Genomic DNA, 23920 nt, shown 5'->3' on the forward strand with positions numbered 1-23920 from the left:
CCGATCGCCTCAGCGCCACACCGGCGAGTCGGTGCCCCACCGTCCGGGCGGGGACGCCCAGTTGACGGGCCCGTCGGCGAAGGAGACCGGCGGCAGGGCATGCCGGAGGCGGCCGAGGGGACTGTCCGTCTCGGCGAGCCAGGGCGAGGGATCGGCGTACGCCTCCCCGACGTCGTACGCCTTCTCGACGTCGTACGCCTTCTCGACGCCGTACGCCTCCCCGACGTCGTACGCCTTCTCGACGCCGTACGTCTCCTTGACGTCGTACGCCTTCTCGACGTTGTACGTCTCCTCGACGTCGTACGTCTCCGCGCCCCGGGCACCGTCTTCGGCCCCGATCCCGTCCGTCAGCCACGCCGCCGTCCGCGCCAGGGCGAGCCGCACGTGCCCGGTCCCGCCCCGCTCCGCCCGCTCGGTCAGCGTGCGCAGGACGGCCGCGGCCAGCAGATAGCCGGTGCCGTGGTCCAGCGCCTGCGCGGGCAGCGCGCCCGGCCGCTCGGGCGCCCCCTCGACGGCGGCGATCCCGGTGGCGACCTGCACCAGGCTGTCGAAGCCCCGCCGCTGAGCCCACGGTCCGTGGTCGCCCCACGCCGACAGCTGGGCCAGGACGACGCCGGGCCTGCGCTCGGCCAGCGCCTCGGCGCCGAGGCCGAACCGGTCGAGGGCGCCCGGCCGGTAGCCGGTGACGACCACGTCGGCGAGGTCGAGGAGCGCGTCGAAGGCACGCCGGTCCGCGCGGTCGTCGAGGTCCAGCGCGGCGGACCGCTTCCCGAAGCCCGTGTCCGTGTGCTGGTCGGTGATCTCCGGCAGTCGGGGCGAGTCGACCCGCAGCACGTCCGCGCCGAGCAGCGCCAGGGTCCGGGTCGCGACCGGGCCCGCGATGACCCGGGTCAGATCGAGGACGCGCAGCCCTTCGGCGGGCCGCGACGGACTTCCGGTGAGCGGCGGCAGCGGTCGCCCGGAAGGCCCGTCGGCACCGATCCGCTCGCGCCGCACCAGCGGCCGCGCGGCGACCGCGGCGCCCTGCGGATGCGCGGCCCACTCCTCGGGCGAGCGCAGCGCGACGGCGAGCCCTCCGGCCGCGTACACCGCGTCCTCCACGTCCGGGGCGGACCGCTCGGCGAGGCGCGCGGCCACGGAGTCGACGGACGCGTCCGCGGGGAGCCCCAGGGAGGCCGTCAACGCGGCCCGGTGGTGCGGGTAGTTGGCGTGTGTGCGCACCCAGCCGTCCGCGGTGCGCCAGAAGCGGGACAGCGGCGCGAAGGCGACCGGCGCGCGCCCGTCCACCAGCAGGTGCCGCTCGCTGGTGAAGGCGGTCGCCACGGCCCCGTCGTCGACCCGCACCCGGGGCACATCGCGCCCGGTGCGCGCCGTGGCGAGCTCCGCCGCGGCCAGCGCGCAGACACCCACGCAGGAGCGGGCGAGCCCGATCACAGGCAGCCGGGCGGGCAGGGCGTCCTCGCGCACGACGGACGAGACGCGGGAGAGCAGCGCGGGGTCGCCGCCGAGCGCGGCCCAGGCGGCACGTGCGGCGTTCACGAGGACGCCGTGTGATCGGGGGCCGACGCCGCGGACCACCAGAGTCTGACCGACTCACCCGGAGTGGAGGGCCGCAGCTCCCACCCCCGGTCGGCCGCCGCCCGGACGACGTAGTGCCCGCCGCAGCCGCGGTAGTCGCGCCGGAAGATCTCGCACTCGGTGGGCGGCAGCGGCTTCTTTGGCACGCGCGGCGCCGACGCCCGCTCCGTCCACCGGGCGAGTTCCTTGTCGACCCGCGCGCGGTAGTAGTCGGCGTCCCCTTCGTGCCGCATCTCGGCCCAGAGCACGCACCAGCGGGGGAGTGTGGTGATCCGGCGCATCGCCCCGTCCATGAACTCGTCGAAGGCCTTCTCGTACGAGGAACTCACCGCGGCGATCACCTCGGTGACCAGGCCGATGGCGAGGGTGCCGAGGAAGACGGCGATCCCGAAGACGATCCAGAACGGCATGAACAGCACCGTGAGGACGAACCGGATCACCAGCTGCCACCGGGGCCGGGCGGGCCACGCCACCCACTGCTCCGTGCCGGAGACGACGAACTCGGAGTTTCTGTACTCGTACATGACACGGGATCCTCTCGCGCGCCGACGGGAAAGGGCCGGGCGGCCCCCAAGCCGCCCGGCCCAACCCACCGCATTTCGGTGCTACTTGCGCACGGCGTCGCTACTTGTGCACGACGTCGCTACTTGCGCACGGCGTCCAGCGCGTCGGCCATGCCCACGCCGTAGAAGCCGTTCCTGTTCTTGCCGCCCTCGCAGACCGCGTCGACCTTGCCGTCACCGTCGAAGTCGTACGGATCGGTGCACGCCATCGCGTCCGCCTGGCGGTACAGGAGCGCCTTGATCCGCGCCGGCGAGGCGTGCGGGTGCGTCGACTTGAGCAGTGCGGCCACGCCCGCGGCGTGCGGCGACGCCATCGACGTACCGCCCTTGTAGCCGAACTTGCCGCCCGGCAGCGTCGACAGGATCCTGCCGTCCTCGGCCGGCGCTTCGGGCGCCTGGTACTTGGTGGAGTCGCCGCCCGGCGCCGCGATGTCGATGACGCCGTTGCCGTAGTTCGAGTACGACGCCTTGATGCCCTTCGCCCCGGTCGCGGAGACCGTCACGACACCCGGCAGCTGCGACGGAAGGTCGAGGCAGTCCTTGGTGTTGATGGTCCGCGGCACCGGAGTGGTGTCGTTCGGGCTCGACTCGTCGAGGATCTCGTCCTGGGCGAGGTCGGTCTTCGCGTTGCCCGCGGCCGCGACGTTCACCGCGCCCTTGCGCTCCGCGTACCTCGCGGCCCGCCCGACGGCGTCGACGAGCGCCTTCTGGTCGTCGTCCGTCGTGCAGGCGAACAGCCACGGGTCGGTGTAGTAGCTGTTGTTGGTGACGTCGACGCCGTGGTCGGCCGCCCACACGAAGCCGCAGACCACGGCCTCCGCGTAGTACATGCGGCTCTTGGGCTCGGCCACCTTCAGGCTCGCCACCTTCACGCCGGGCGCGACGCCCGTGACACCGGTGCCGTTCTTCGCGGCGGCGATCGTGCCCGCCACGTGCATGCCGTGGTCGCTCTCGCCGGCCACCGGACGCCACGCGTTGTCCTTCTGGACGGGCACGCCGCCCACACAGCTCGCGGACGCCTCGCGGTCGAAGTTCGGCGCGATGTCGGGGTGCGTGTCGTCGACCCCGGAGTCCAGGACGCCGACGGTGACTTTGCGGCTGCCGAGCGAGATCTCGTGCGCCTTGTCCGCCTTCATGGCGGGCAGGTCCCACTGCAGCGGCTCCAGCTCGTCCTGGCCGGCCGACGCCTTGCCCGCCGCGGCCTTCGCCTCGGCGGCGGTCAGCGGCCGCTCGGACTCCAGGGCGTCGTCGGCCTGCGCGGACAGCGGGGCCGTCCGTGTCGCGCCCGCCGACTGGACGCCCTTCACCTTGCGGATCGTCTTCGCGAAGTCGGGGTTCGCCGAGTGGACGACGATGACGCCGATCTTGTCGTACGCGATGACGACATCGCCGCCCGCCTTGGTGATGGCCTTCTTCGCGTACGCCGAACTCCCCTTGCCGGGGCGGACGTTCACGACGTAGCTCATGGAGGCGGCATCCGACGCGGACGCCGACGCCGGGGCGTCGGGCACCGCGGCGGGCCGCGCCGACGCCGTCCCCGGAAGGAACGCGACGGCCGAGACCAGCGCGACGCCGAGCGGCAGGGCGAGCACCCGGCGGGAGCGCAGGAAGCCGGCGGCAGTTCTGTGGTGCTTGGTCACGTTCGGTCTCCCCGTCACTTCTTCTTCACGGCGTCGAGCGCGTCGACGAGCCCGCTGCCGTAGAAGCCGTTCTTGTCCTTGCCGCCGCTCTGGCACACCGCGTCGACGTCGCCGTCACCGTCGGGGTCGTAAGGACCGTCCGGGCACTCCAGGCGGTCGGCCTGCTTCTTCAGGAGCCGCTGCAGCTCGGCGGGGCCCGCCTTGGGGTGCGTGGACTTGAGCAGCGCGGCGACGCCCGAGGCGTGCGGCGCGGCCATCGACGTACCGCGCAGCCAGCCGTACTCGCCGCCCGGCATGGTGGAGAGGATGTTGCCGTTCTTCGACGGGGTGTCGGTCGGCAGCTGGTACTTGTCGCCGCCCGGCGCGGTCACGTCGACGACGCCCTTGCCGTAGCTGGAGTACGACGACTTGAGGTTCTTGACGCCCGTCGCGCTGGTGGTCACGACACCCGGCAACTGGGTCGGCACGTCGAGGCACTCGTGCGGGTCGATGGTACGGGTCACCGGCGTGGAGTCGTCCGGGCTGGAGTCGTCGACGATCGCGTCCGAGTCCAGGTCGTGGTTGGAGTTGCCCGCCGATGCGATGTTGAGGGTGCCCTTGCGCTGGGCGTACAGCTGAGCGCGGTTGACCGCGTCGAGGATCGCCCGCTGGTCCGGGTCGTCCTTGCAGTTGTACAGCCACGGGTCCACGTAGTAGCTGTTGTTGGTGATCTCGACGCTGTGCTCGGCGGCGAACACGAAGGCGCAGACCACGTTCTCCGGGTAGAACAGCTCGTCGACCGGGTCGGCCACCTTGATGCCCGCGATCTTCACGCCGGGCGCCACGCCCGCGACGCCGACGCCGTTGCGCGCGGCACCGATCTCACCGGCCACGTGCGTGCCGTGGTAATGGTCCTTCTTGGCCGGACGCCAGGCCCCGTCGGAGGTGTCCGCCTTGCCGCCGACACAGCTCGCGGACTGCGCGGGCGAGAAGTTGGGGGCGAGGTCCGGGTGGGTGTCGTCGACGCCGGTGTCGATCACGGCGACGGTGACCTTCTTGCTGCCCGGGTTGATCTTCGCGGCCTTGTCGGCGCCGATCGCCCGCAGGTCCCACTGGTCGGCCTCCATCGGCTCGGCGCCCGGAGCGGCGCTCTGCTCCAGGGACTTGGCCTCTGCCTTGGAGAGCGGCTCCGCCTTGCCGTCGTCGGTGGTGGCGGCCGACTTCAGCGGCGCGGTGTGGGACGCGCCGGCGGACTGGACGCCGCGGACCTTGCGTATCTGCTTGCCGAAGTCCGGATCCGCCGAGTGGGCGACGATGACGCCGATCTTCTTGTGCGTGACGACGACGGAGCCGCCGGCCTTGGCTATCGCCTTCTCGACGGACGCGATCGTCTTGTGGTCCGTACGGGTATTGACGACGAACGCGAAGACGGGGGCGTCCTTCGCGGTCTGCGCCGACACGGGGGCGGGCGACTCGTTCGGGGCCGCGGTGGCGGCGCCCGGCACGAAGCCGACCGAGGCGGCGAGCGCGATGCCGAGCGGCACGATGAGCGCCGTACGGCGTCTGGAACGCAGATGAGCCATGGGATCTCCACATCATCCGGAGACGGAAACCGCACGCGGAATCGCATACGGAACTGCCCGAACACAAGTGGTGCTCGGGCAGGTACATGACGGGCCGTTCAGGGTGAAGCTAACCCTGAAACTCCCAGGCCAGCAATGAAATCCCGAAGAAAGCGGGGAGTTGGGCGACGACGGGCGTGCCGTCGTGACGTTGAGCAGACAACGGAAGCAACATCAACCCCCTGTCGGATCACGTCCCGTGGCCTTAGCATCGCCAACCGTGGTTCACGTGATCCGCATCACGCCGGAATACGAGACCAGAGAGCCCCATGGAACAACTGTCTGTCCCCACCCCACCCGCACCACGAGGAGACTCCGTGGCCACCGACGCACCGCCCCCTTCGAAGGGTGGCGCAGGAGCAGCACCCGATTCCCAAGCGCCCTCCACGGAGGAGTTCATCCAGGTGCAGGAGAGCGCGGAGTTCGGTGAACTGCGCCGCGCGCACCGCTCGTTCGCCTTCCCGCTCACCGTCGCCTTCATCGCCTGGTACCTCGTGTACGTCCTGCTCTCCAACTACGCGGGCGACTTCATGGGCACCAAGCTCTTCGGCAACATCAACGTCGCCCTGGTGCTCGGCCTCGGGCAGTTCCTGACCACCTTCCTGATCGCCTGGTTCTACTCGCGCCACGCCGCGGCGAAGCTCGACCCGAAGGCCGAGGCGATCAAGGCCCGCATGGAGACCCGCATGGAGACCCGCACGGAGGGCGACGCATGAGCCCCGCGCACACCGCCGTCATCGACCTGGCGGCCGCGTCCGACGCCTCCGAGCACCGGACGCTGATCATCAGCCTCTTCGCGGCCTTCGTCGTCGCGACGCTCTTCATCACCGTCTGGGCCGGGCGGCAGACCAAGAGCGCCGCCGACTTCTACGCGGGCGGCCGCCAGTTCACCGGCTTCCAGAACGGCCTGGCGATCTCCGGCGACTACATGTCCGCCGCGTCCTTCCTCGGCATCGCGGGCGCCATCGCCCTCTTCGGGTACGACGGCTTCCTCTACTCCATCGGCTTCCTGGTCGCCTGGCTGGTGGCGCTGCTCCTGGTCGCCGAGCCGCTGCGCAACTCCGGCCGGTACACGATGGGCGACGTCCTCGCGTACCGCATGCGCCAGCGCCCGGTCCGCACGGCCGCGGGCACCTCCACCATCGTCGTCTCGATCTTCTACCTGCTCGCGCAGATGGCGGGCGCGGGCGTGCTGGTCTCGCTGCTCCTCGGCATCACCTCCGACGCGGGCAAGATCCTCATCGTCGCCCTCGTCGGCGTCCTGATGATCGTCTACGTCACCATCGGCGGCATGAAGGGCACCACGTGGGTGCAGATGGTCAAGGCCGTCCTGCTCATCGCGGGCACGGTGCTCATCACCTTCCTGATCCTGCTGAAGTTCAACTTCAACGTCTCCGACCTGCTCGGCACCGCCGCCTCCAACAGCGGCAAGGGCTCGGCGTTCCTGGAGCCCGGCCTCAAGTACGGCGCGAGCGGCACGTCGAAGCTGGACTTCATCTCGCTCGGCATCGCCCTGGTCCTCGGCACCGCGGGACTGCCGCACATTCTGATCCGCTTCTACACCGTGCCCACGGCCAAGGCCGCCCGTAAGTCCGTGAACTGGGCGATCGGCATCATCGGCGCCTTCTACCTGATGACGATCGTGCTCGGCTTCGGCGCAGCCGCCCTGCTCAAGCCCGGCGACATCATCGCCTCCAACAAGGCGGGCAACACGGCGGCACCGCTCGCCGCCCTGGAGATCGGCGGCGGTGGCGACTCGACCGGCGGCGCGATCCTGCTCGCGGTGATCTCCGCGGTCGCCTTCGCCACGATCCTCGCGGTCGTCGCGGGCCTCACCCTGGCCTCGTCGTCGTCGTTCGCCCACGACATCTACGCGAACGTGATCCGCAAGGGCAAGGCCACCGAGAAGGAGGAGATGAAGGCGGCCCGCTGGGCGACCGTCTTCATCGGCATCGTCTCCATCGCGCTCGGCGCCCTGGCCCGCGACCTGAACGTGGCCGGCCTGGTCGCCCTCGCCTTCGCGGTCGCGGCCTCCGCGAACCTGCCGACGATCCTGTACAGCCTCTTCTGGAAGAGGTTCACCACCCAGGGCGCCCTGTGGTCCATCTACGGCGGTCTGGCCGCGGCCGTCGGCCTGGTGCTGTTCTCGCCGGTGGTCTCCGGCAAGCCCACCTCGATGTTCCCCGACGCGAACTTCGACTTCTTCCCGCTGGAGAATCCGGGCCTCATCTCCATCCCGCTGGGCTTCCTGCTCGGCTGGCTCGGCTCGATCCTCTCCAAGGAGGAGCCGGACAAGGACAAGTACGCCGAGCTCGAGGTCAAGTCCCTCACCGGCGTCGGAGCCCACTGACCGGGAAACGTTCACACGCCTGTAGCGGCCGCGTCGTAGAGTCCTACGACGCGGCCGCGGTGTTCCTCGTGGCAAATGGCCCATGGCGTTGTCAGACGTCTGACGTAAGGTCGAAAGCAGTCGGGAACATCCAGCCGGGAACATCAACACCCAATCGCCGGGGAGGGGCCGCAGTGCTCATCGACACCTATGGCCGTGTAGCCACTGACCTGCGCGTATCACTGACCGACCGCTGCAATCTGCGCTGCACGTACTGCATGCCGGAAGAGGGCCTGCAGTGGCTGGCCAAGCCGGACCTGCTGACCGACGACGAGATCGTCCGCCTCGTGCGCATCGCCGTCACCCGGCTCGGCGTCACCGAGGTCCGCTTCACCGGCGGCGAGCCGCTCCTGCGCCCCGGCCTCGTCGGGATCGTCGAGCGCTGCGCCCAGCTGGAGCCGCGCCCGAAGATGTCCCTGACGACGAACGGCATCGGCCTCAAGCGCACCGCTCAGGCCCTCAAGGCGGCAGGCCTCGACCGGGTCAACGTCTCCCTGGACACCCTCCGCCCCGACGTCTTCAAGACGCTCACGCGCCGTGACCGCCACAAGGACGTCCTCGAAGGCCTCGAGGCGGCACGCGACGCGGGCCTGACCCCGGTCAAGGTCAACACCGTCCTGATGCCGGGCCTGAACGACGACGAGGCCCCGGACCTGCTGGCCTGGGCCGTCGAGAACGACTACGAACTGCGTTTCATCGAGCAGATGCCCCTGGACGCCCAGCACGGCTGGAAGCGCGACGGCATGATCACCGCCGGTGACATCCTGCAGTCCCTGCGTACGCGCTTCGAGCTCACCGAGGAGGGCTCCGGCGAGCGCGGCTCGGCACCCGCCGAGCGCTGGATCGTCGACGGCGGCCCGCACCGCGTCGGCGTCATCGCCTCCGTCACCCGCCCGTTCTGCTCGGCCTGCGACCGTACGAGGCTGACGGCCGACGGCCAGGTGCGCACCTGCCTGTTCGCCACCGAGGAGACCGACCTGCGCGGCGCCCTGCGCGCGGCCCCCGAGGACAGCACGGACGGCTCGGACGAGGCCATCGCCCGCATATGGAAGCTCGCGATGTGGGGCAAGAAGGCGGGCTCGGGCCTGGACGACCCCTCGTTCCTCCAGCCGGACCGCCCGATGTCGGCGATCGGCGGCTGAGGTCCTGCGGACTGCCCGGCAGAGGCAATGACAATGACGCGGAGGAGTTAACCCGAGGCGCCGTGCGCTGTAGTATTCCCCCGTCGTGGACCGGTATTCACCGCCCACGACGAAGGGCCCCGCTCCGGCAAGAGCGAGACCCTTCGCGCAGTAGTCACGAGCCCGGTCGTCTATGACTCGACCGGGCTCGCTGCGTGCGCAGCGCCGGTCACGACCGTCTCATGGGTGGGCGCCCTACTGGACGAACTGTCCCACGCATCCGGTGATCGCTACGAGTAGGCCGAGCAATCCGATCAAGACCTGCCACTTCTCGGGGCCGGTCCAGCGCTTGCGCGACTGCCGTTGGCGATCATTCATTTATCCACCCCCTTCACCTCACCGCGGGGACGCTCCGGCGGGGGTTGCGGAGCGCGATCGGCAGTATGGCACGAGGGACCCGGAGCGGTGCACCGGAACTGCACGATTGATCTGAGCTTTTCTTGAGCTTCCCCAACTGGCCCTGCATGGAGGGGAGTTGGAGGGAGCGCAGGGCGTCAGCGGTGCTCCGCCGCGCCGCCGTCGCGGCCATTCCACTCGGTCAGTGTCACGACTTCCTTCAACATGCCGCGTACGCCGAGGAATTGAGAGAGGTGCTCGCGATGTTCACCGCATGCGAGCCACGTCTTGCGTCGCTCCGGGGTATGGATCTTCGGGTTGTTCCAGGCGAGCACCCAGACGGCGTCGACGCGGCAGCCCTTGGCGGAACAGATCGGCGTTTCGTCACTCACGGTCGCGTCCAAGTGCCTTCGCGGTTGTGCCCAAGTGGTCGCAGAACAAGGCGACGCCGAGCAGCCACGGGGGGAGCTGCCCGGCGTCGGTCTGTCGCTCCGACGGGGGATGCGGAGCGCGTACGAAGTATGTCATGGGGGACCCGGTGACTGGCACCGGAACTACATGATTGATCTGAGGTTTTCTTGAGCTTGGCGGAACGTCGACGGTCGGCTCCGCTAGCGCGAACCGCCGCGCCGCTGGTCGTACGAGGACCCCAGGGGATCTTCCGGGACGGATTCCGCCGGTCCCGCCGGGGCGGGCGGCGCGAGCATTGGCCGAGAAGGGGCGGGTACGAAGGTCGACGGAAGCGAGGGGTTGCTCTCCCGGCCGGCGTTGGCGATGACCACGGAGATGTACGGCAGGAGAACTCCGAGCACCAGTGCGACGAGCGCGACGTGCCGCTCCACGTTCCACAACACGGCGGCGGCCACGACCGACACCGTCCTGACCGACATCGAGATCACATAGCGTCGCTGCCTGCCACGCACGTCCTCGGCGAGACCCTGCCGGGCCCCCGTGATCCGGAAGACCTGGCCGCTGCTCTGCTTCCGCATCACGTTCCACCACCCTGTCCGCTGTGCCGGACTCTCCCTGATATCTGCCCCGGTCCGACCCGCTCCACGTTACGCCGCGGCTGCGCAGCCTACGAGACCGGGGCAGGCATCGACTCGGTGTCCCACCTGCGCTGTGCCACGTATGGGGGCGCCCGACATGCGCCGTATGGCGGACAGGCCGACACTGACCGTAACGCTCATGTGGAGCCGTACGAGGAGGCAGCTATGGGCTGGTTGTGGGCGATCATCGTCGGATTCGTGCTGGGGCTGATTGCCAAGGCGATCCTGCCCGGGAAGCAGCACAGTCCGCTCTGGCTCACCACGGTGTTCGGCATCATCGGAGCCGTCGTGGGCAACTCGCTCGCCGCGGCGATGGGTATCGACGAGACCAAGGGCATCGACTGGGGCAGGCACGCCCTGCAGATCGTGGCGGCGCTGATCATCGTCGGCGTCGGTGACATGGCGTACAAGGCGATCAAGGGCAACAAACAGTCGGCGTAGGCGCATCGCGCGCGGGCATGCGTTGAGGGGCCGGTCCGCACGGACCGGCCCCTCTCGCGTTCGTGCGGGTCAGGCCGCCGTGACCTCGACCGCGGCCAGGTTCTTCTTGCCGCGGCGCAGCACCAGCCAGCGCCCGTGCAGCAGATCCTCACGGGCCGGCACGGCGTCCTCGGCGGCGACCTTGACGTTGTTCACGTAGGCACCGCCTTCCTTGACCGTGCGCCGGGCGGCGGACTTGCTCGCCACCAGGCCGACCTCGGCGAGCAGGTCCACGACCGGACCGAGCTCGGCGACCTGGATGTGCGGCAGCTCGGAGAGCGCCGCGGCCAGCGTCGCCTCGTCCAGCTCGGCGAGGTCGCCCTGGCCGAAGAGCGCCTTGGACGCGGCGATGACCGCGGCGCACTGGTCGGCGCCGTGCACCAGCGTCGTCAGCTCCTCGGCGAGCGCACGCTGCGCGGCACGCGCCTGCGGACGCTCCTCGGTCTGCTTCTCGATCTCCTCGAGCTCCTCGCGGGACTTGAAGCTGAGGATGCGCATGTACGTCGAGATGTCCCGGTCGTCCACGTTCAGCCAGAACTGGTAGAACGCGTACGGCGTGGTCATCTCCGGGTCGAGCCAGACGGCCCCGCCCTCGGTCTTGCCGAACTTGGTGCCGTCCGCCTTGACCATGAGCGGCGTCGCCAGGCAGTGCGCCGACGCCTCCGGCTCCAGGCGGTGGATCAGGTCGAGCCCCGCGGTGAGGTTGCCCCACTGGTCGGAACCGCCCAGCTGCAGGGTGCACCCATGGCGCCGGTAGAGCTCCAGGAAGTCCATGCCCTGCAGGAGCTGGTAGCTGAACTCCGTGTAACTGATGCCCTCCTGGGACTCCAGGCGCCGGGCCACGGAGTCCTTGGTCAGCATCTTGTTGACGCGGAAGTGCTTGCCGATCTCGCGCAGGAACTCGATGGCCGACATCGGGGCCGTCCAGTCCAGGTTGTTCACCATGACCGCGGCGTTCTCGCCGTCGAAGGTCAGGAACGGCTCGATCTGCCCGCGCAGCCGGGACACCCAGTTCGCGATCGTCTCAGGCGAGTTCAGGGTGCGCTCGGCCGTCGGGCGCGGGTCGCCGATCTGGCCCGTCGCGCCGCCGACCAGGGCGAGCGGGCGGTGGCCCGCTCGCTGGAGGCGGCGCATGGTCAGGACCTGCACCAGGTGGCCGACGTGCAGCGAGGCCGCGGTCGGGTCGAAGCCGATATAAAACGTGACAGGACCGTCCGCGAGCGTCTTGCGCAATGCGTCCTCGTCAGTGGACTGGGCGAACAGCCCGCGCCACTTCAGCTCGTCGACGATGTCCGTCACGGTTCTGTGTCTCCTCGTACGTACCTGGTGATCGGTCCCTGCCAGTCTATGGGCGTCACACGCCCTGGCTGACCGAGCTCATGTTGAAGTCCGGCACCCGCAGGGCCGGCATGGCAGCTCTAGTGAACCAGTCGCCCCACTCGCGCGGCAGCGTCTTTTCCGTGCGCCCGGCCTCCGTGGCCCGGCCCAGCAGGTCCACCGGCGACTCGTTGAACCGGAAGTTGTTCACCTCGCCCACGACCTCGCCGTTCTCGACGAGATAGACGCCGTCGCGGGTCAGGCCCGTCAGGAGCAGCGTGGCCGGGTCGACCTCGCGGATGTACCAGAGGCAGGTGAGCAGCAGCCCGCGCTCGGTGGCCGCGACCATCTCCTCCAGGGAGCGGTCGCCGCCGCCGTCCAGGACGAGGTTGTCGACGGCGGGCGTCACCGGGAGCCCGGTCAGGGCGGCGCTGTGCCGGGTGGTGGCCAGGTGAGCGAGCTCACCCGCGCGGATCCACTCGGTGGCGGTGAGCGGCAGGCCGTTGTCGAAGACGGACGCGTCGCCGCCGGAGGCGTGGGCCAGCACGAACGGCGCCGACTCCAGGCCCGGCTCGTGCGGATCGCTGCGCAGCGTCAGCGGCAGCTCGGCGAGCTTCTCGCCCAGCCGGGTCGCGCCGCCCGGCTTGGAGAACACCGTGCGGCCCTCGGCGGCGTCGCGGGCCGAGGACGACCACAGCTGGTAGATCAGCAGGTCCGCGACGGCGGTCGGCGGCAGCAGCGTCTCGTACCGCCCGGCCGGCAGGTCGATGCGGCGCTGCGCCCACCCGAGGCGCTGGGCGAGCTCGGCGTCCAGCGCCGCGGGGTCGACGTCCTTGAAGTCACGGGTGGCCCGCCCCGCCCACGCGGACTTGGTGCGGTCCGGGGACTTGGCGTTGAGTTCGAGGGTGCCGTTGGGCTGGTCGTGCCGCAGCCGGAGCCCCGTCGACGTCCCCAGATAGCTGGTCACGAACTCGTGGTTCGCGAAGCCGTACAGCTCGCGTCCGCCCGCGCGGGCCCTGGCGAACGCCTCGCCGAGCGCGGGGGCGAAGTCCGCGAACACCGCGGAGGACGTCTCCACGGGGGCCTCGGTGAAGTCGGGGGAGGCCGCGGTGCCGGTGACCAGCGGCTGCGCGTCCTCGGCGGGACCGGCCCCGCGCGCGGCCTCCTCGGCGGCCCGCACCAGCGGCTCCAGGTCGTCCGCGGTCACGGCCGAGCGCGAGACCACTCCGGACGCGGTGCCCTCCTTGCCGTCGACGGTCGCGACGACGGTGAGGGTGCGGCCGCGGGTGACGCCGTTGGTGGTGAGCGCGTTGCCGGCCCAGCGCAGGTTCGCCGACGACTCCTCGTCGGCGATCACGACGCAGCCGTCGGCGGTGGACAGTTCGAGGGCCCGCTCGACGATCTCGTGCGGCTTGGTGGCGCTGCGGCTCATCGACCGGCCTCCTGCGTGGTGTTCAGAATGTTCACGCCCCGGAACAGGGCGGACGGGCAGCCGTGCGAGACGGCGGCGACCTGGCCGGGCTGGGCCTTGCCGCAGTTGAACGCGCCGCCCAGGACATACGTCTGCGGGCCGCCGACCGCGGCCATCGAGCCCCAGAAGTCGGTGGTCGTCGCCTGGTAGGCGACGTCGCGCAGCTGACCGGCGAGCCGCCCGTTCTCGATCCGGTAGAAGCGCTGGCCCGTGAACTGGAAGTTGTAGCGCTGCATGTCGATCGACCAGGACCGGTCGCCGACCACGTAGATGCCGCGGTCGACGCCCGCGATCAGGTCCTCGGTGGAGAGCCCGCCCGGGTCCGGCTGCAGCGACACGTTCGCCATGCGCTGCACCGGCACATGGCCGGGGGAGTCCGCGTACGCGCAGCCGTTGGACCGCTCGAAGCCGGTGAGCTTCGCGATGCGCCGGTCCAGTTGATAGCCGACCAGGGTGCCGTCCTTGACCAGGTCCCAGGACTGCCCGGCGACGCCCTCGTCGTCGTACCCGATGGTCGCGAGCCCGTGCTCGGCGGTCCTGTCGCCCGTCACGTTCATCAGCGAGGAGCCGTAGGCGAGCTTGCCGAGCTGGTCGAAGGTGGCGAACGACGTGCCCGCGTACGCCGCCTCGTAGCCGAGGGCGCGGTCCAGCTCGGTGGCGTGGCCGATGGACTCGTGGATGGTCAGCCAGAGGTTCGACGGGTCGACGACGAGGTCGTACGAGCCCGCCTGAACGCTGGGCGCCCGCATCTTCTCGGCCAATAGCTCGGGAATCCGCGCGAGCTCGCTCTCCCAGTCCCAGCCGGTCCCGGTGAGGTACTCCCAGCCCCGCCCGACCGGCGGCGCGATCGTCCGCATCGAGTCGAACTCACCGCTCGATCCGTCGACGGCGACCGCGGTCAGCTGCGGGTGCAGACGGACCCGCTGCTGCGTGGTCACCGTCCCCGCCGTGTCGGCGTAGAACTTGTTCTCGTGCACCGTGAGCAGCGAGGCGTCCACGTGCGCGACGCCGTCCGCCGCGAGCAGCCGCGCGCTCCAGTCGGCGAGCAGCCCCGCCTTCTCCTCGTCCGGCACGGAGAAGGGATCGATCTCGTACGAGGAGACCCACGTCTTGTCCGCGTGCACTGGCTCGTCGGCGAGCTCCACCCTCCCCCACTGCCCGAAAGGCGTGGGAGGTGCCCCCTCGTTCGACCCCGCGGCCTTGATGACCTGCGCCGACAGCTTCGCCATCGCCACGGCTTGGGACGCGACCTTCGCCGCCGCGTCCATCGTCATGTCCACACCCGAGGCGAAGCCCCACGTACCTCCGTGCACCACACGGACCGCGTACCCGAGGTCCGTGGTGTCCGTGCTGCCGGCCGGCTTGGCGTCGCGCAGCAGCCAGGACGCGCTGCGCACCCGCTCCAGGCGGAAGTCCGCGTGGTCCGCGCCGAGCGCACGCGCGCGGGCGAGCGCGGCGTCGGCGAGAGCCCGCAGCGGCAGCGCCGTGAAGGCTTCATCGATGGAATGAGGCACGGATGTCTCCCTGCTGTCGGCACCGGTCAGTCCCGATCATGTCCTGAGCGACGGCTCCGGTGCCAGACCTTTCCGCGGGGCCTTTCTGTAGGGACCCGACAGCGAGTCCTCTGCGCCACTGTCGGTCGCCGATTCTCCGTATCGCGGAAGGTACCGATAGGTTTCCGAGGTACCAGACCGCTATCGAAAGGGTGATCCGTTGAGCCGCTCGGTTCTCGTCACCGGAGGAAACCGGGGCATCGGCCTCGCCATCGCCCGCGCCTTCGCCGACGCCGGCGACAAGGTCGCGATCACCTACCGCTCGGGTGAGCCGCCGCAGGCCCTCACCGACGCCGGGGTCCTCGCCGTCAAGTGCGACATCACGGACGCCGAGCAGGTGGAGCAGGCCTACAAGGAGATCGAGGACAAGCACGGGAACGTCGAGGTCCTCGTCGCCAACGCGGGCATCACCAAGGACCAGCTCCTGATGCGGATGTCCGAGGAGGACTTCACGTCCGTCCTGGACACCAACCTCACCGGCACCTTCCGTGTCGTCAAGCGCGCCAACCGCGGCATGCTGCGCGCCAGGAAGGGCCGCGTCGTGCTGATCTCCTCGGTCGTGGGTCTCATGGGCGGCCCGGGGCAGGCGAACTACGCCGCCTCCAAGGCGGGTCTGGTCGGCTTCGCGCGCTCGCTCGCCCGCGAGCTCGGGTCGCGCAATCTCACCTTCAACGTCGTCGCCCCCGGTTTTGTCGACACCGACATGACCAAGGTGCTCTCGGACGAGCAGCGCGGGAGCATCGTCTCCCAGGTGCCGCTCGGCCGTTACGCGCAGCCCGAGGAGATCGCCGCAGCGGTGAAGTTCCTCGCGTCCGACGACGCCTCGTACATCACTGGAGCCGTCATCCCCGTTGACGGCGGATTGGGCATGGGTCACTGATCACCATGAGCGGAATTCTCGACGGCAAGCGCATCCTCGTCACCGGTGTGCTGACGGAGGCCTCCATCGCCTTCCACGCGGCCAAGGTCGCCCAGGAGCAGGGCGCCGAGGTCATCCTGACCGCGTTCCCGCGGCCCACGCTCACCGAGCGCATCGCCAAGAAGCTCCCCAAGCCCGCCAAGGTCATCGAGCTCGACGTGACCAACCAGGAGCACCTGGACGGTCTCGCGGGCGTCGTGAAGGAGGAGCTCGGCGGCCTCGACGGCATCGTGCACTCCATCGGCTTCGCGCCGCAGGGCGCCTTCAACTTCCTCGAGGCGAGTTTCGAGGACGTCTCGACGGCGATGCACGTCTCCGCGTACTCCCTGAAGTCGCTCACCATGGCCTGCCGCCCGCTGTTCGAGGGCGGCGCCTCGGTCGTCGGCCTCACCTTCGACGCGCAGTACGCCTGGCCCAAGTACGACTGGATGGGCCCGGCCAAGGCCGCCCTGGAGGCCACCAGCCGTTACCTCGCCCGTGACCTGGGCAAGGAGGACATCCGCTGCAACCTCATCTCCGCGGGCCCGCTCGGCTCCATGGCGGCCAAGTCCATCCCGGGCTTCGAAGAGCTCGCGGACGTCTGGAACTCCCGCTCCCCGCTGGAGTGGGACATGGGGGACCCGGAGCCCGCGGGCCGCGGCATCGTCGCGCTGCTCTCGGACTTCTTCCCGAAGACCACCGGCGAGATCATCCACGTCGACGGCGGCGTGCACATGATGGGTGCCTGACCAGGTATTTCGTACGTTGCTTCGTACGCCTTCGAGGCCCCGTCCCCCGCACAGTGCGGGAGGCGGGGCCTCGCCCGTTCGGCCCCCTTGCCGGGCGGCGGCGGGGCAGTACCGCGCACCCTGAAGTGTGCGTCTTACCGGTGCGGTGCTCGTCGCTCTCGCTCTTGTGGTCGTCGCGCCGAGCGGCGTGCCGCAGGAAACCCCGCACGCGCGCGTGAAGGCGGAAGAGCCCCGGCCGTTCGGCTCGGAGTGCCGTACCGAGGTCGCAGGATCGCGGGCGGTCGCGCACTGCCACAACCCCTATCCCGAGACCGACCGGGTCCGCCTCCACGTGGAGTGCGACCGGTGGTGGGACATCGACGTCGACGGCGCTCCCGTCGAGGCGGGGCCCGCCCAGACCGTGCGGCTCACCGGGCGGTGCTGGAAAGAGATCCGCTCGGTCTGGGTCAGCCACGAGAAGTGACGTGCCGGGAAGCGGGCGCGGGCCCGGCGGCGGTAGGGGGCCTCAGCCCCGGCCGCGGGCCTCGGTGAACCGCTCCGGGCGGCACATGAAGGGGTAGCCCGCCGCCTCGGCCGCGGCCGCCTCCGCGTCCCCCGCGCGGATCGCGTCGACGAGCCGGGTGTGGTCCATGTGCGACTCGGGGGTCAGGTCCTTGCCGATGTCCTCGCGCAGCCAGTCGCGCAGGACCTCGCCGAGATCCGCGTACATCGCCGTCATGACGTCGTTGTGCGACGCGGCGACGACGGCCATGTGGAACGTCGCGTCGGCGCTCACGAAGGCCTCCGCGTCCCCGGAGGCCCAGGCCTCCTCGCGGCGCGCCAGCAGGGCGTCGAGCTGCTTGAGGTCCCGCTCGGTGCGGCGCTGGGCGGCGAGCTTCGCCGCGCTCGACTCCAGGGTGCTGCGCAGCTCCGCGATGTGCCGGGGCTCGGCGTCGGCGAACCTGCGCTGCATCACGCCCGCGAGCTCGCTGGTCGCCACCACGTAGGTGCCCGAGCCCTGCCGGATGTCGAGCAGGCCGTTGTGCGCGAGGGCGCGCACGGCCTCCCTGACCGTGTTCCTGGCCACACCCAGCTGCTCGACCAGCTCGGGCTCGGTGGGGATGCGGGAGCCGACCGGCCACTCGCCCGAAGAGATCTGGTTGCGCAGCTCGGAGATGACCTGTTCGGAGAGGGCCGAACGGCGAGGAGTGGTCAGCGGCATGACGTTCCTTCGTGCGTGTCATGGGGGCGGGCGGCGGTGGTGCGGGCCGGGTCGTGTGCCTGAGTGTGACGCAATCGGATTGGACAGCCAATCATCCCATGATTCTATGATGGCTCCATGGCTAGTGAGGAAACCGGGACGATGACACCGACAGCGACACCCCCCGTCCGTAGCGAGACCGCGGAGAAACAGGCCCCCACGCGCGCGTGGGCGACGCGGCTCGTCATCGTCGGCATCGTCCTCGCGGCCCTCAACCTCCGCCCGGCCATCACCAGCCTCGGCGCCCTCCTCGAAGAGGTGCGCGACGGACTCGGCATGAGCGGCACCCTCGCGGGGCTGCTCACCTCCGTGCCGCCGCTCTGCTTCGCCGTCTTCGGCGTGATGGCACCGCGCTTCGCCCGCCGCTTCGGCCCCAGCGCGGTGGTCTGCGTCGGGATGGCCGCGATCGCCGCGGGCCTGGTGATCCGCCCCTTCGTCGGCGGTACGGCCGGCTTCCTCGCCGCCACCGCGCTCGCCCTCATGGGCATCGCGGTCAGCAACGTCCTGATGCCGGTGATCGTCAAGCGCTGGTTCCCCGACCGCGTCGGCTCGATGACCGGCCTGTACTCGATGGCGCTCGCGCTCGGCACCTCCCTCGCCGCGGCCCTCACGGTCCCGATGACCGACGCGCTCGGCGGGCGCTGGCAGACCGGGCTCGCCGTGTGGGCCGCGCTCGCCGTCGTCGCCGTGGTGCCGTGGATCCCGCTCGTCCGTGACCGGGGGACCGCCACCGCCGCTGCGCCCGAGCACGTCAGCACCGCCGTGCGGCAGGAGGACGACGCGCTCCGCATCACCCGCAGCCGCACCGCCTGGGCGCTCGCCGTGTTCTTCGGGCTCCAGGCCACGGCCGCGTACATCACGATGGGCTGGATGCCGCAGATCTTCCGCGACGCGGGCGTTCCCGCGAGCGAGGCCGGTGTGCTGCTCGCCGTCACGATGGCCATGGGCGTGCCGCTCGCGTTCGTGATCCCGAGGGTCGCCACGCGCCTGACCAACCAGGGCCCCGTCGTGATCGTCCTCGGCGCGTGCGGCCTCATGGGGTACGCGGGTCTCTACCTCGCCCCGGCCGCCGGCGCGTGGGCCTGGGCGCTGCTGCTCGGCATCTCCAACTGCGCCTTCCCGCTCGCCCTCACGATGGTCGGGATGCGGGCCAAGAGCAGCGTGGGCGTGGCCAAGCTGTCCGCCTTCGCGCAGAGCACCGGCTATCTGATCTCGATCCCGGGACCGCTCCTGGTGGGTGTGCTCTACCAGCACAGCGGTGGCTGGGGGCTGCCGATCGCGCTCATGGCGGGCCTGATGGTGCCGCAGATCGTCATCGGCACCCTGGCGGGCCGCAACCGCACGATCGAGGACGAGGTGGCGGCGAAGGCCGAGACGGCCTGACCCCGCCGGAGGGGGGACGGGTAAAGGGTGCGAGACTGGCCGTATGCCCGTCCTCGACCCGAACCCCCAGAACGGCCAGAAGAAGCTGCTCATCGTGCTCGGCGCGATGCTGGCCATCACCGTGATCATCGGCATCGTCGCCTCCGTCGCCTCGCCGTGACCCCGTCGTGAACCGGTCCCCGGCGGTGCGTCGGCGGGGCGTCGGTGGGGCTAGCCCCCCTATCCCCTAGGGGGCCAGTGTCAGGGTCAAGTGGGTGGATCTCCGGATGGGTTGAGGGTCGCCGATCACCTAACTTCGAGTTGTGCCCGCGAAGACGCGGCGCGGATGGCTCGAGGACCACGGAGGCGGCATGTCGGCCCGAACGCACACCCGGCGAGACCCGGCGGACTCGGGCAGCGTCGAGATCCAGCTCCCGTGGTGGGCCATCGCCCTCCCCGCCGTCGCCTTCGCGGCCCTGCTCCTGCTGATCATGAACCCCGTGGACGCGCACGCCGCGACCAGCGAGCCCGTCATCACCAACCTCCTGGAGCACATACGGGCGATCGTCCTGCGCACGGCCCCGTGAGCCCCTCTCCGCCGATGCCGTCACCCGTGCCGGGGGACCACGCCAACTCCCAGCGCCCAATGGCGCGTTTCGTGCGAAGCTGGGATGCATGAGCGTCGCAGAACCCCGCAGGATTGTCCTCTTCCGGCATGCGAAGGCCGACTGGCCGCAGGTGTCCGACCACGAGCGGCCACTCGCGGAGCGAGGCCGCAGGGACGCCCCGGTCGCCGGGCGCAAGCTGGCCGACAGCGGTATCCCCTTCGACCTGGCCCTCTGCTCGACCGCGGCCCGGACCCGCGAGACCTGGAAGCTCGCCGTCCAGGAGCTCCCGCAGCGGCCGAAGACCGTCTACGAGGAGCGGTTGTACGAAGCCTCTCCCGGCGAGCTGATCGCCGTGCTCAACGAAACCCCGGACGACGTGCGCAACCTCGTCCTGATCGGCCACAACCCCGGAGTCCAGGGCCTGACCGACGTCCTCGCAGGCGAGGACGAGGGGGACGCGCGGGTACGGCTGAACCGCCGCGGCTTCCCGACCGCGACCTTCGCCGTCCTGACGTACTCCGGCTCGTGGAAGGCGCTCGAGCCGGGCGTTGCCACCCTCGTCGACTACTGGGCGCCGTCCGAGTAGCCCTTCTTCCGTCCATCGTGAGGGGGCCCGGCACCGAAGCGGTGCCGGGCCCCCTCGACGTATGTGACGTGTGCGACGTACGCGTGGTGTGCGGTGCCGTCAGTCGGTGTGGGTGTCCGCCGCCTCGACCTCTTCGCGGGTGATGCCGAGGAGATACAGGACGGTGTCCAGGAAGGGGACGTTGACCGCGGTGTGCGCGGCCTCGCGGACCACGGGCTTGGCGTTGAAGGCCACGCCGAGGCCTGCCGCGTTCAGCATGTCGAGGTCGTTCGCGCCGTCGCCGATCGCGACGGTCTGCTCCAGCGGGACCCCGGCCTCCGCGGCGAAGCGGCGCAGGAGACGCGCCTTGCCCGCGCGGTCGACGATCTCGCCGGTCACCTTGCCGGTGAGCCTGCCGTCGGCGATCTCCAGGGTGTTGGCGTGGGCGAAGTCGAGGCCGAGACGTTCCTTCAGGTCGTCGGTGACCTGAGTGAACCCGCCCGATACGACGCCCACTTGATAGCCGAGGCGCTTGAGGGTACGGATCAGGGTGCGGGCGCCCGGGGTGAGCCTGACCTCGGAGCGGACCTTGTCCACGACCGATGCGTCCAGGCCCGCCAGGAGCTCGACGCGCGCGTGCAGCGACTGCTCGAAGTCCAGCTCGCCGCGCATCGCGGCCGCCGTCACCTCGGCGACCTTGTCCTCGCAACCGGCGTGCGCGGCGAAGAGTTCGATGACCTCGTCCTGGATGAGCGTCGAGTCGACGTCCATCACGACCAGGCGCTGGGCGCGGCGGTGCAGGCCCGCGGCGACGACGGCGACGTCCACGCCGAGCCGTGCGGCCTCTATGGCGAGGGCGGTGCGCAGCGGCTCCGTCTCGGTGCCGGACACCGCGAACTCGACGGCGGTGACCGGGTACTTGGCGAGCCGGAAGATGCGGTCGATGTTGCCGCCGGTGGCGGTGATGCTGGCGGCGATCGCGGCCGTCGACTCCGAGGTCAGAGGGTGGCCGAGCACGGTCACGAGCGAACGCCCGAGGCCGCGGGGCCGGTTGTCGCCGATGCCGGAGATGATCTCGGCCTGCATCTTCATGGAGTCCGCCCAGCTGTGGACGGTGGAACGCAGGTCGCCCTCCAGGCCGGCGGGCGGCTCGGTCACGAGCGCGCACAGCACGATCCGGCCACGGGTGACGACCTGCTCGATGTCGACGACGTCGACGGAGTAGGCGGCGAGGGTGTCGAAGAGCCCGGCGGTGATGCCGGGGCGGTCCTTGCCGAAGATCTTGACGAGGAGCGTCGGGATGTCGGCGGGCTGAGGGGGCTGCGAAGCACTCATGGTGCCGCTTACGGTATCCGGCGCCGCCGGGTGGGTGCCGGGGCGGTCCGCGTGGCGGACACCTTTGCCGCCGCTTCGCGGCGATCTTCTCCCACCCACCCGCCCGATTGCCCTGCGGTGGCAAGGCGAGGCAGGGGCCCTGCTGTCCCGTCGTCCTCCCTGTCGTGGGCAGGCGTTCCGCACGGCGGAACGGGTGGGCACGACCCGTGGCTGCCGGGGCACCGTTCAAAGAGGCATCACTTCAGCGAGGCCGACGGGGAGGCCCCTTCTCCGGAGGAGGCGGCGGAGGGGGCGGCGGGGGAGGCCAGTCGCCCGAGCGGGAGCCGGGCCGCAGCCGCGGCGGCACCACCGGCCCCGCCACGGTCGGCGCTCCGGAGACATCCCGCGGTGCCTTCCGCTCCGTATCCCTCGGCTCCCTCGGCGGCGGCCGCAGATAAGGATTCGTGTCGGGATTCGGCGGCCGGTACGGCACCCCCGGCTCGTACGGCCCCGCCCCGGAGGGGTCACCGACCTCGGCCGAAGCCTCCGTCCCGCCGCCACCGCCCCGCGCGAACGGCGAAGCCGAGCCCCCCGCCGCCCCCGAAGCCACGGCAAGCAACGCTCCCACGACCCCCGCCCCGAACCCCCACCCGGCCCCCAGCAGCACCGCCATCCCCAGCTGCCCGTGCAGCTCGATGCCCGCCCCGAACGCATCGAAGCCGAAGACGGAGAGCGACGCGTCGGCGGACACCCCGGTCAGCCACACCAGCAGCGGAAGTCCCAGCGCCGTCACGCCCCCGAGCCGCACCCCGCACCGCCCCGCGAACCCGATGACGGACACCGCATCACGTACAAAAGGAGTCCGTACGGCGGCCAGCACCCCTGCGAACAGCATCATCACCACAGCCGCGACACCCAACAGCCAGACCCTGCCGTCGAGTTCCGCGAGCCGCCCGAGCGTGAGCGGTTTGTCGGACGACCCCGCGAGCAGGTCGTCCACAGGATCCGGCAGGAACCGCGTGAGCGCTCCCGTGGCCTTGCCGTCGAACGGCACGAAGAGCCCGACGGGTATCCCGAGCCACACACCGTTCGGCGCCCCGAGCAGCGCGGCACCCGCGATCCGCCGGGGGTGCTCGTCGCCGACCATCGCGTACGCCGCCGCGGCGAGCCCCGCGACGACCGCCATCAGGACGACCGCGACCAGTGAGGAGGCGGCGGGCCGCACCACCCGGTGCGCGGCGTCGAGCGCGCGCGGCAGCGGCGTGCGCCGCGATGCGAGCAGCGCGACGACCAGGACGCCGGCCACCCAGACCGTCCCGCCGAGCAGCGTCGGCGCGGTGTCCACCGTGAAGCCGACCGAGGCCTTCGCCTCCACCAGGTCGCCGAGCCGGTCGGGCAGGAGCCCGCCGATGTCCCCGATCCCGCCGGGGAGCTTGTCGCCGATGCCGCCCGGCAGCTGGTCGAGCCCTTCCTCGATGCCCTTGTCGATGCCGAGCTGCTCGCCGTCGATCGTGATGACGTCGTGCCCCACCCAGGCGAGCCCCGCGAGCATCGCGAGGAAGAGGGCGATCACCGCGCCCGCGCGCGCGACGAGTTCGGCGGCCCCGATGACAACTCCCGCCCCGCGCAAGGAGCGGAGGAAGAAGTGGGCGAGCAGCAACGCGCCCACGAGGGCGACACCGAGTGGCGCGATGTCGATCGCGGTGGTCGCCTCGGCTCCCTCCAGGCCGAACGCCGAGACGTCGCCGGACGGCGTGACCGACCCACCCACGCCGAGCGCGACCGTCGCCGCCGTCATCGGTCCGAGCGAGCCCACCGCGTCCGCGTCCAGCAGATGCAGTCCGAGTGCGGCGGTCCCCGCCATGCCGATCAGTGCCCAGCTCACCGCGGCGATCGCGGAGAGCAGCACGTCACCCCATCGCACGCCGCGACGTTCGCCGTTGAATTCGTCGGCCTCCATGAGGACCCCCCGAGCCGCAGCGCTTTGCCCCAAAAAGCACCCAATGCAATGAACACGCACATTGTG

The 23920-nt window shown here is 70.7% G+C and carries 23 protein-coding genes; 11 read left to right on the plus strand and 12 right to left on the minus strand.

Annotated features, from left to right (window positions below):
• Window positions 1-9: 9 nt before the first annotated feature.
• The 4 genes from AB0B50_RS24690 to AB0B50_RS24705 form a co-directional block, all read right to left on the minus strand.
• A complete protein-coding gene (locus AB0B50_RS24690; RefSeq protein WP_362335743.1) occupies window positions 10-1539 on the minus strand; it encodes a CoA transferase in 1530 nt (509 codons plus the stop codon).
• The gene (locus AB0B50_RS24695) at window positions 1536-2102 is read right to left on the minus strand and encodes a hypothetical protein (RefSeq protein WP_362335746.1); all 567 of its coding nucleotides are present in this window, start codon (window positions 2100-2102) and stop codon (window positions 1536-1538) included. Before AB0B50_RS24695 ends, AB0B50_RS24690 begins: the two co-directional genes overlap by 4 nt.
• Window positions 2103-2221: 119 nt before the next feature.
• Window positions 2222-3781: a S8 family serine peptidase gene (locus tag AB0B50_RS24700; protein WP_362335749.1), complete on the minus strand. Its 1560-nt coding sequence runs from the start codon at window positions 3779-3781 to the stop codon at window positions 2222-2224.
• Between the two features lie 14 nt (window positions 3782-3795).
• Window positions 3796-5343: a S8 family serine peptidase gene (locus AB0B50_RS24705; protein ID WP_362335752.1), complete on the minus strand. Its 1548-nt coding sequence runs from the start codon at window positions 5341-5343 to the stop codon at window positions 3796-3798.
• Between the two features lie 356 nt (window positions 5344-5699).
• Here AB0B50_RS24705 and AB0B50_RS24710 point away from each other — a divergent pair, with 356 nt between their 5' ends.
• The 3 genes from AB0B50_RS24710 to moaA all read left to right on the plus strand — a co-directional run bounded on the left by AB0B50_RS24710 (window position 5700) and on the right by moaA (window position 8913).
• Window positions 5700-6098 (plus strand): DUF485 domain-containing protein, encoded by a 399-nt coding sequence (locus AB0B50_RS24710; protein WP_362335755.1) that lies wholly within the window; start codon window positions 5700-5702, stop codon window positions 6096-6098.
• Entirely contained in the window at window positions 6095-7732 is a 1638-nt protein-coding gene (locus AB0B50_RS24715) for a cation acetate symporter (RefSeq protein WP_362335757.1), read from the plus strand. The genes AB0B50_RS24710 and AB0B50_RS24715 overlap by 4 nt, the downstream gene beginning before the upstream one ends.
• Window positions 7733-7905: 173 nt before the next feature.
• Window positions 7906-8913, plus strand: coding sequence for a GTP 3',8-cyclase MoaA (gene moaA, locus AB0B50_RS24720; RefSeq protein ID WP_362335760.1), 1008 nt, complete (start codon window positions 7906-7908; stop codon window positions 8911-8913).
• Window positions 8914-9446: 533 nt separating this feature from the next.
• Here the strand turns inward: moaA and AB0B50_RS24725 are convergent.
• Complete coding sequence (locus AB0B50_RS24725) at window positions 9447-9680, minus strand: hypothetical protein (RefSeq protein ID WP_362335763.1); 234 nt, start codon at window positions 9678-9680, stop codon at window positions 9447-9449.
• Between the two features lie 219 nt (window positions 9681-9899).
• The gene (locus AB0B50_RS24730; protein ID WP_362335766.1) at window positions 9900-10277 is read right to left on the minus strand and encodes a DUF3099 domain-containing protein; all 378 of its coding nucleotides are present in this window, start codon (window positions 10275-10277) and stop codon (window positions 9900-9902) included.
• A gap of 225 nt (window positions 10278-10502) precedes the next feature.
• On the opposite strand from AB0B50_RS24730, the gene AB0B50_RS24735 reads away from it, so the two are divergent.
• Window positions 10503-10778, plus strand: a complete 276-nt coding sequence (locus AB0B50_RS24735) for a GlsB/YeaQ/YmgE family stress response membrane protein (RefSeq protein ID WP_362335768.1) — start codon at window positions 10503-10505, stop codon at window positions 10776-10778.
• A gap of 69 nt (window positions 10779-10847) precedes the next feature.
• Here the strand turns inward: AB0B50_RS24735 and tyrS are convergent, their stop codons facing one another.
• The 3 genes from tyrS to AB0B50_RS24750 are packed head-to-tail and all read right to left on the minus strand — an operon-like array spanning window position 10848 to window position 15119.
• Window positions 10848-12116: a tyrosine--tRNA ligase gene (gene tyrS, locus AB0B50_RS24740; RefSeq protein WP_362335771.1), complete on the minus strand. Its 1269-nt coding sequence runs from the start codon at window positions 12114-12116 to the stop codon at window positions 10848-10850.
• Between the two features lie 55 nt (window positions 12117-12171).
• Entirely contained in the window at window positions 12172-13566 is a 1395-nt protein-coding gene (locus AB0B50_RS24745) for a metallopeptidase TldD-related protein (protein ID WP_362335774.1), read from the minus strand.
• Window positions 13563-15119, minus strand: coding sequence for a TldD/PmbA family protein (locus tag AB0B50_RS24750; RefSeq protein WP_362335777.1), 1557 nt, complete (start codon window positions 15117-15119; stop codon window positions 13563-13565). The genes AB0B50_RS24745 and AB0B50_RS24750 overlap by 4 nt, the downstream gene beginning before the upstream one ends.
• Window positions 15120-15318: 199 nt before the next feature.
• On the opposite strand from AB0B50_RS24750, the gene fabG reads away from it, so the two are divergent.
• The 3 genes from fabG to AB0B50_RS24765 all read left to right on the plus strand — a co-directional run bounded on the left by fabG (window position 15319) and on the right by AB0B50_RS24765 (window position 17268).
• On the plus strand, window positions 15319-16038 hold the full coding sequence (gene fabG, locus AB0B50_RS24755; protein WP_362335780.1) for a 3-oxoacyl-[acyl-carrier-protein] reductase: 720 nt from the start codon (window positions 15319-15321) through the stop codon (window positions 16036-16038).
• Between the two features lie 5 nt (window positions 16039-16043).
• Window positions 16044-16805 carry an enoyl-ACP reductase FabI gene (fabI, locus tag AB0B50_RS24760; protein WP_362335783.1) on the plus strand — a complete coding sequence of 254 codons (762 nt, stop codon included), beginning with the start codon at window positions 16044-16046 and terminating at the stop codon, window positions 16803-16805.
• Between the two features lie 187 nt (window positions 16806-16992).
• Window positions 16993-17268: a hypothetical protein gene (locus AB0B50_RS24765; RefSeq protein WP_362335900.1), complete on the plus strand. Its 276-nt coding sequence runs from the start codon at window positions 16993-16995 to the stop codon at window positions 17266-17268.
• A gap of 42 nt (window positions 17269-17310) precedes the next feature.
• Here the strand turns inward: AB0B50_RS24765 and AB0B50_RS24770 are convergent, their stop codons facing one another.
• Window positions 17311-18006 carry a FadR/GntR family transcriptional regulator gene (locus tag AB0B50_RS24770; RefSeq protein WP_362335786.1) on the minus strand — a complete coding sequence of 232 codons (696 nt, stop codon included), beginning with the start codon at window positions 18004-18006 and terminating at the stop codon, window positions 17311-17313.
• Window positions 18007-18123: 117 nt separating this feature from the next.
• Between AB0B50_RS24770 and AB0B50_RS24775 the strand changes: the two genes are divergently transcribed.
• The 4 genes from AB0B50_RS24775 to AB0B50_RS24790 all read left to right on the plus strand — a co-directional run bounded on the left by AB0B50_RS24775 (window position 18124) and on the right by AB0B50_RS24790 (window position 20601).
• Window positions 18124-19428, plus strand: a complete 1305-nt coding sequence (locus AB0B50_RS24775) for an MFS transporter (RefSeq protein WP_362335788.1) — start codon at window positions 18124-18126, stop codon at window positions 19426-19428.
• Between the two features lie 43 nt (window positions 19429-19471).
• Entirely contained in the window at window positions 19472-19588 is a 117-nt protein-coding gene (locus AB0B50_RS24780; RefSeq protein WP_107102012.1) for an SGM_5486 family transporter-associated protein, read from the plus strand.
• A 190-nt stretch (window positions 19589-19778) separates the two neighbouring features.
• Window positions 19779-19994, plus strand: coding sequence for a hypothetical protein (locus tag AB0B50_RS24785; protein WP_362335791.1), 216 nt, complete (start codon window positions 19779-19781; stop codon window positions 19992-19994).
• 88 nt (window positions 19995-20082) lie between these two features.
• Entirely contained in the window at window positions 20083-20601 is a 519-nt protein-coding gene (locus AB0B50_RS24790) for a histidine phosphatase family protein (RefSeq protein WP_362335794.1), read from the plus strand.
• 99 nt (window positions 20602-20700) lie between these two features.
• Here the strand turns inward: AB0B50_RS24790 and serB are convergent, their stop codons facing one another.
• Window positions 20701-21915 (minus strand): phosphoserine phosphatase SerB, encoded by a 1215-nt coding sequence (gene serB, locus AB0B50_RS24795; RefSeq protein WP_362335797.1) that lies wholly within the window; start codon window positions 21913-21915, stop codon window positions 20701-20703.
• Between the two features lie 241 nt (window positions 21916-22156).
• On the minus strand, window positions 22157-23854 hold the full coding sequence (locus AB0B50_RS24800) for a streptophobe family protein (RefSeq protein ID WP_362335800.1): 1698 nt from the start codon (window positions 23852-23854) through the stop codon (window positions 22157-22159).
• Between the last annotated feature and the right edge of the window lie 66 nt (window positions 23855-23920).

It is taken from the genome of Streptomyces sp. NPDC041068 (assembly GCF_040647455.1).
Taxonomy (GTDB): Bacteria; Actinomycetota; Actinomycetes; order Streptomycetales; family Streptomycetaceae; genus Streptomyces.

Coding starts and splice junctions, on each gene's coding strand:
- serB (WP_362335797.1), bottom strand. CDS start 21,915: ATGAGTGCTTCGCAGCCCCCTCAGCCCGCCGACATCCCGACGCTCCTC.
- AB0B50_RS24780 (WP_107102012.1), top strand. CDS start 19,472: ATGCCCGTCCTCGACCCGAACCCCCAGAACGGCCAGAAGAAGCTGCTC.
- AB0B50_RS24695 (WP_362335746.1), bottom strand. CDS start 2,102: ATGTACGAGTACAGAAACTCCGAGTTCGTCGTCTCCGGCACGGAGCAG.
- AB0B50_RS24745 (WP_362335774.1), bottom strand. CDS start 13,566: ATGAGCCGCAGCGCCACCAAGCCGCACGAGATCGTCGAGCGGGCCCTC.
- AB0B50_RS24735 (WP_362335768.1), top strand. CDS start 10,503: ATGGGCTGGTTGTGGGCGATCATCGTCGGATTCGTGCTGGGGCTGATT.
- AB0B50_RS24715 (WP_362335757.1), top strand. CDS start 6,095: ATGAGCCCCGCGCACACCGCCGTCATCGACCTGGCGGCCGCGTCCGAC.
- AB0B50_RS24770 (WP_362335786.1), bottom strand. CDS start 18,006: ATGCCGCTGACCACTCCTCGCCGTTCGGCCCTCTCCGAACAGGTCATC.
- AB0B50_RS24785 (WP_362335791.1), top strand. CDS start 19,779: ATGTCGGCCCGAACGCACACCCGGCGAGACCCGGCGGACTCGGGCAGC.
- AB0B50_RS24800 (WP_362335800.1), bottom strand. CDS start 23,854: ATGGAGGCCGACGAATTCAACGGCGAACGTCGCGGCGTGCGATGGGGT.
- AB0B50_RS24775 (WP_362335788.1), top strand. CDS start 18,124: ATGGCTAGTGAGGAAACCGGGACGATGACACCGACAGCGACACCCCCC.
- AB0B50_RS24730 (WP_362335766.1), bottom strand. CDS start 10,277: ATGCGGAAGCAGAGCAGCGGCCAGGTCTTCCGGATCACGGGGGCCCGG.
- fabI (WP_362335783.1), top strand. CDS start 16,044: ATGAGCGGAATTCTCGACGGCAAGCGCATCCTCGTCACCGGTGTGCTG.
- AB0B50_RS24790 (WP_362335794.1), top strand. CDS start 20,083: ATGAGCGTCGCAGAACCCCGCAGGATTGTCCTCTTCCGGCATGCGAAG.
- AB0B50_RS24705 (WP_362335752.1), bottom strand. CDS start 5,343: ATGGCTCATCTGCGTTCCAGACGCCGTACGGCGCTCATCGTGCCGCTC.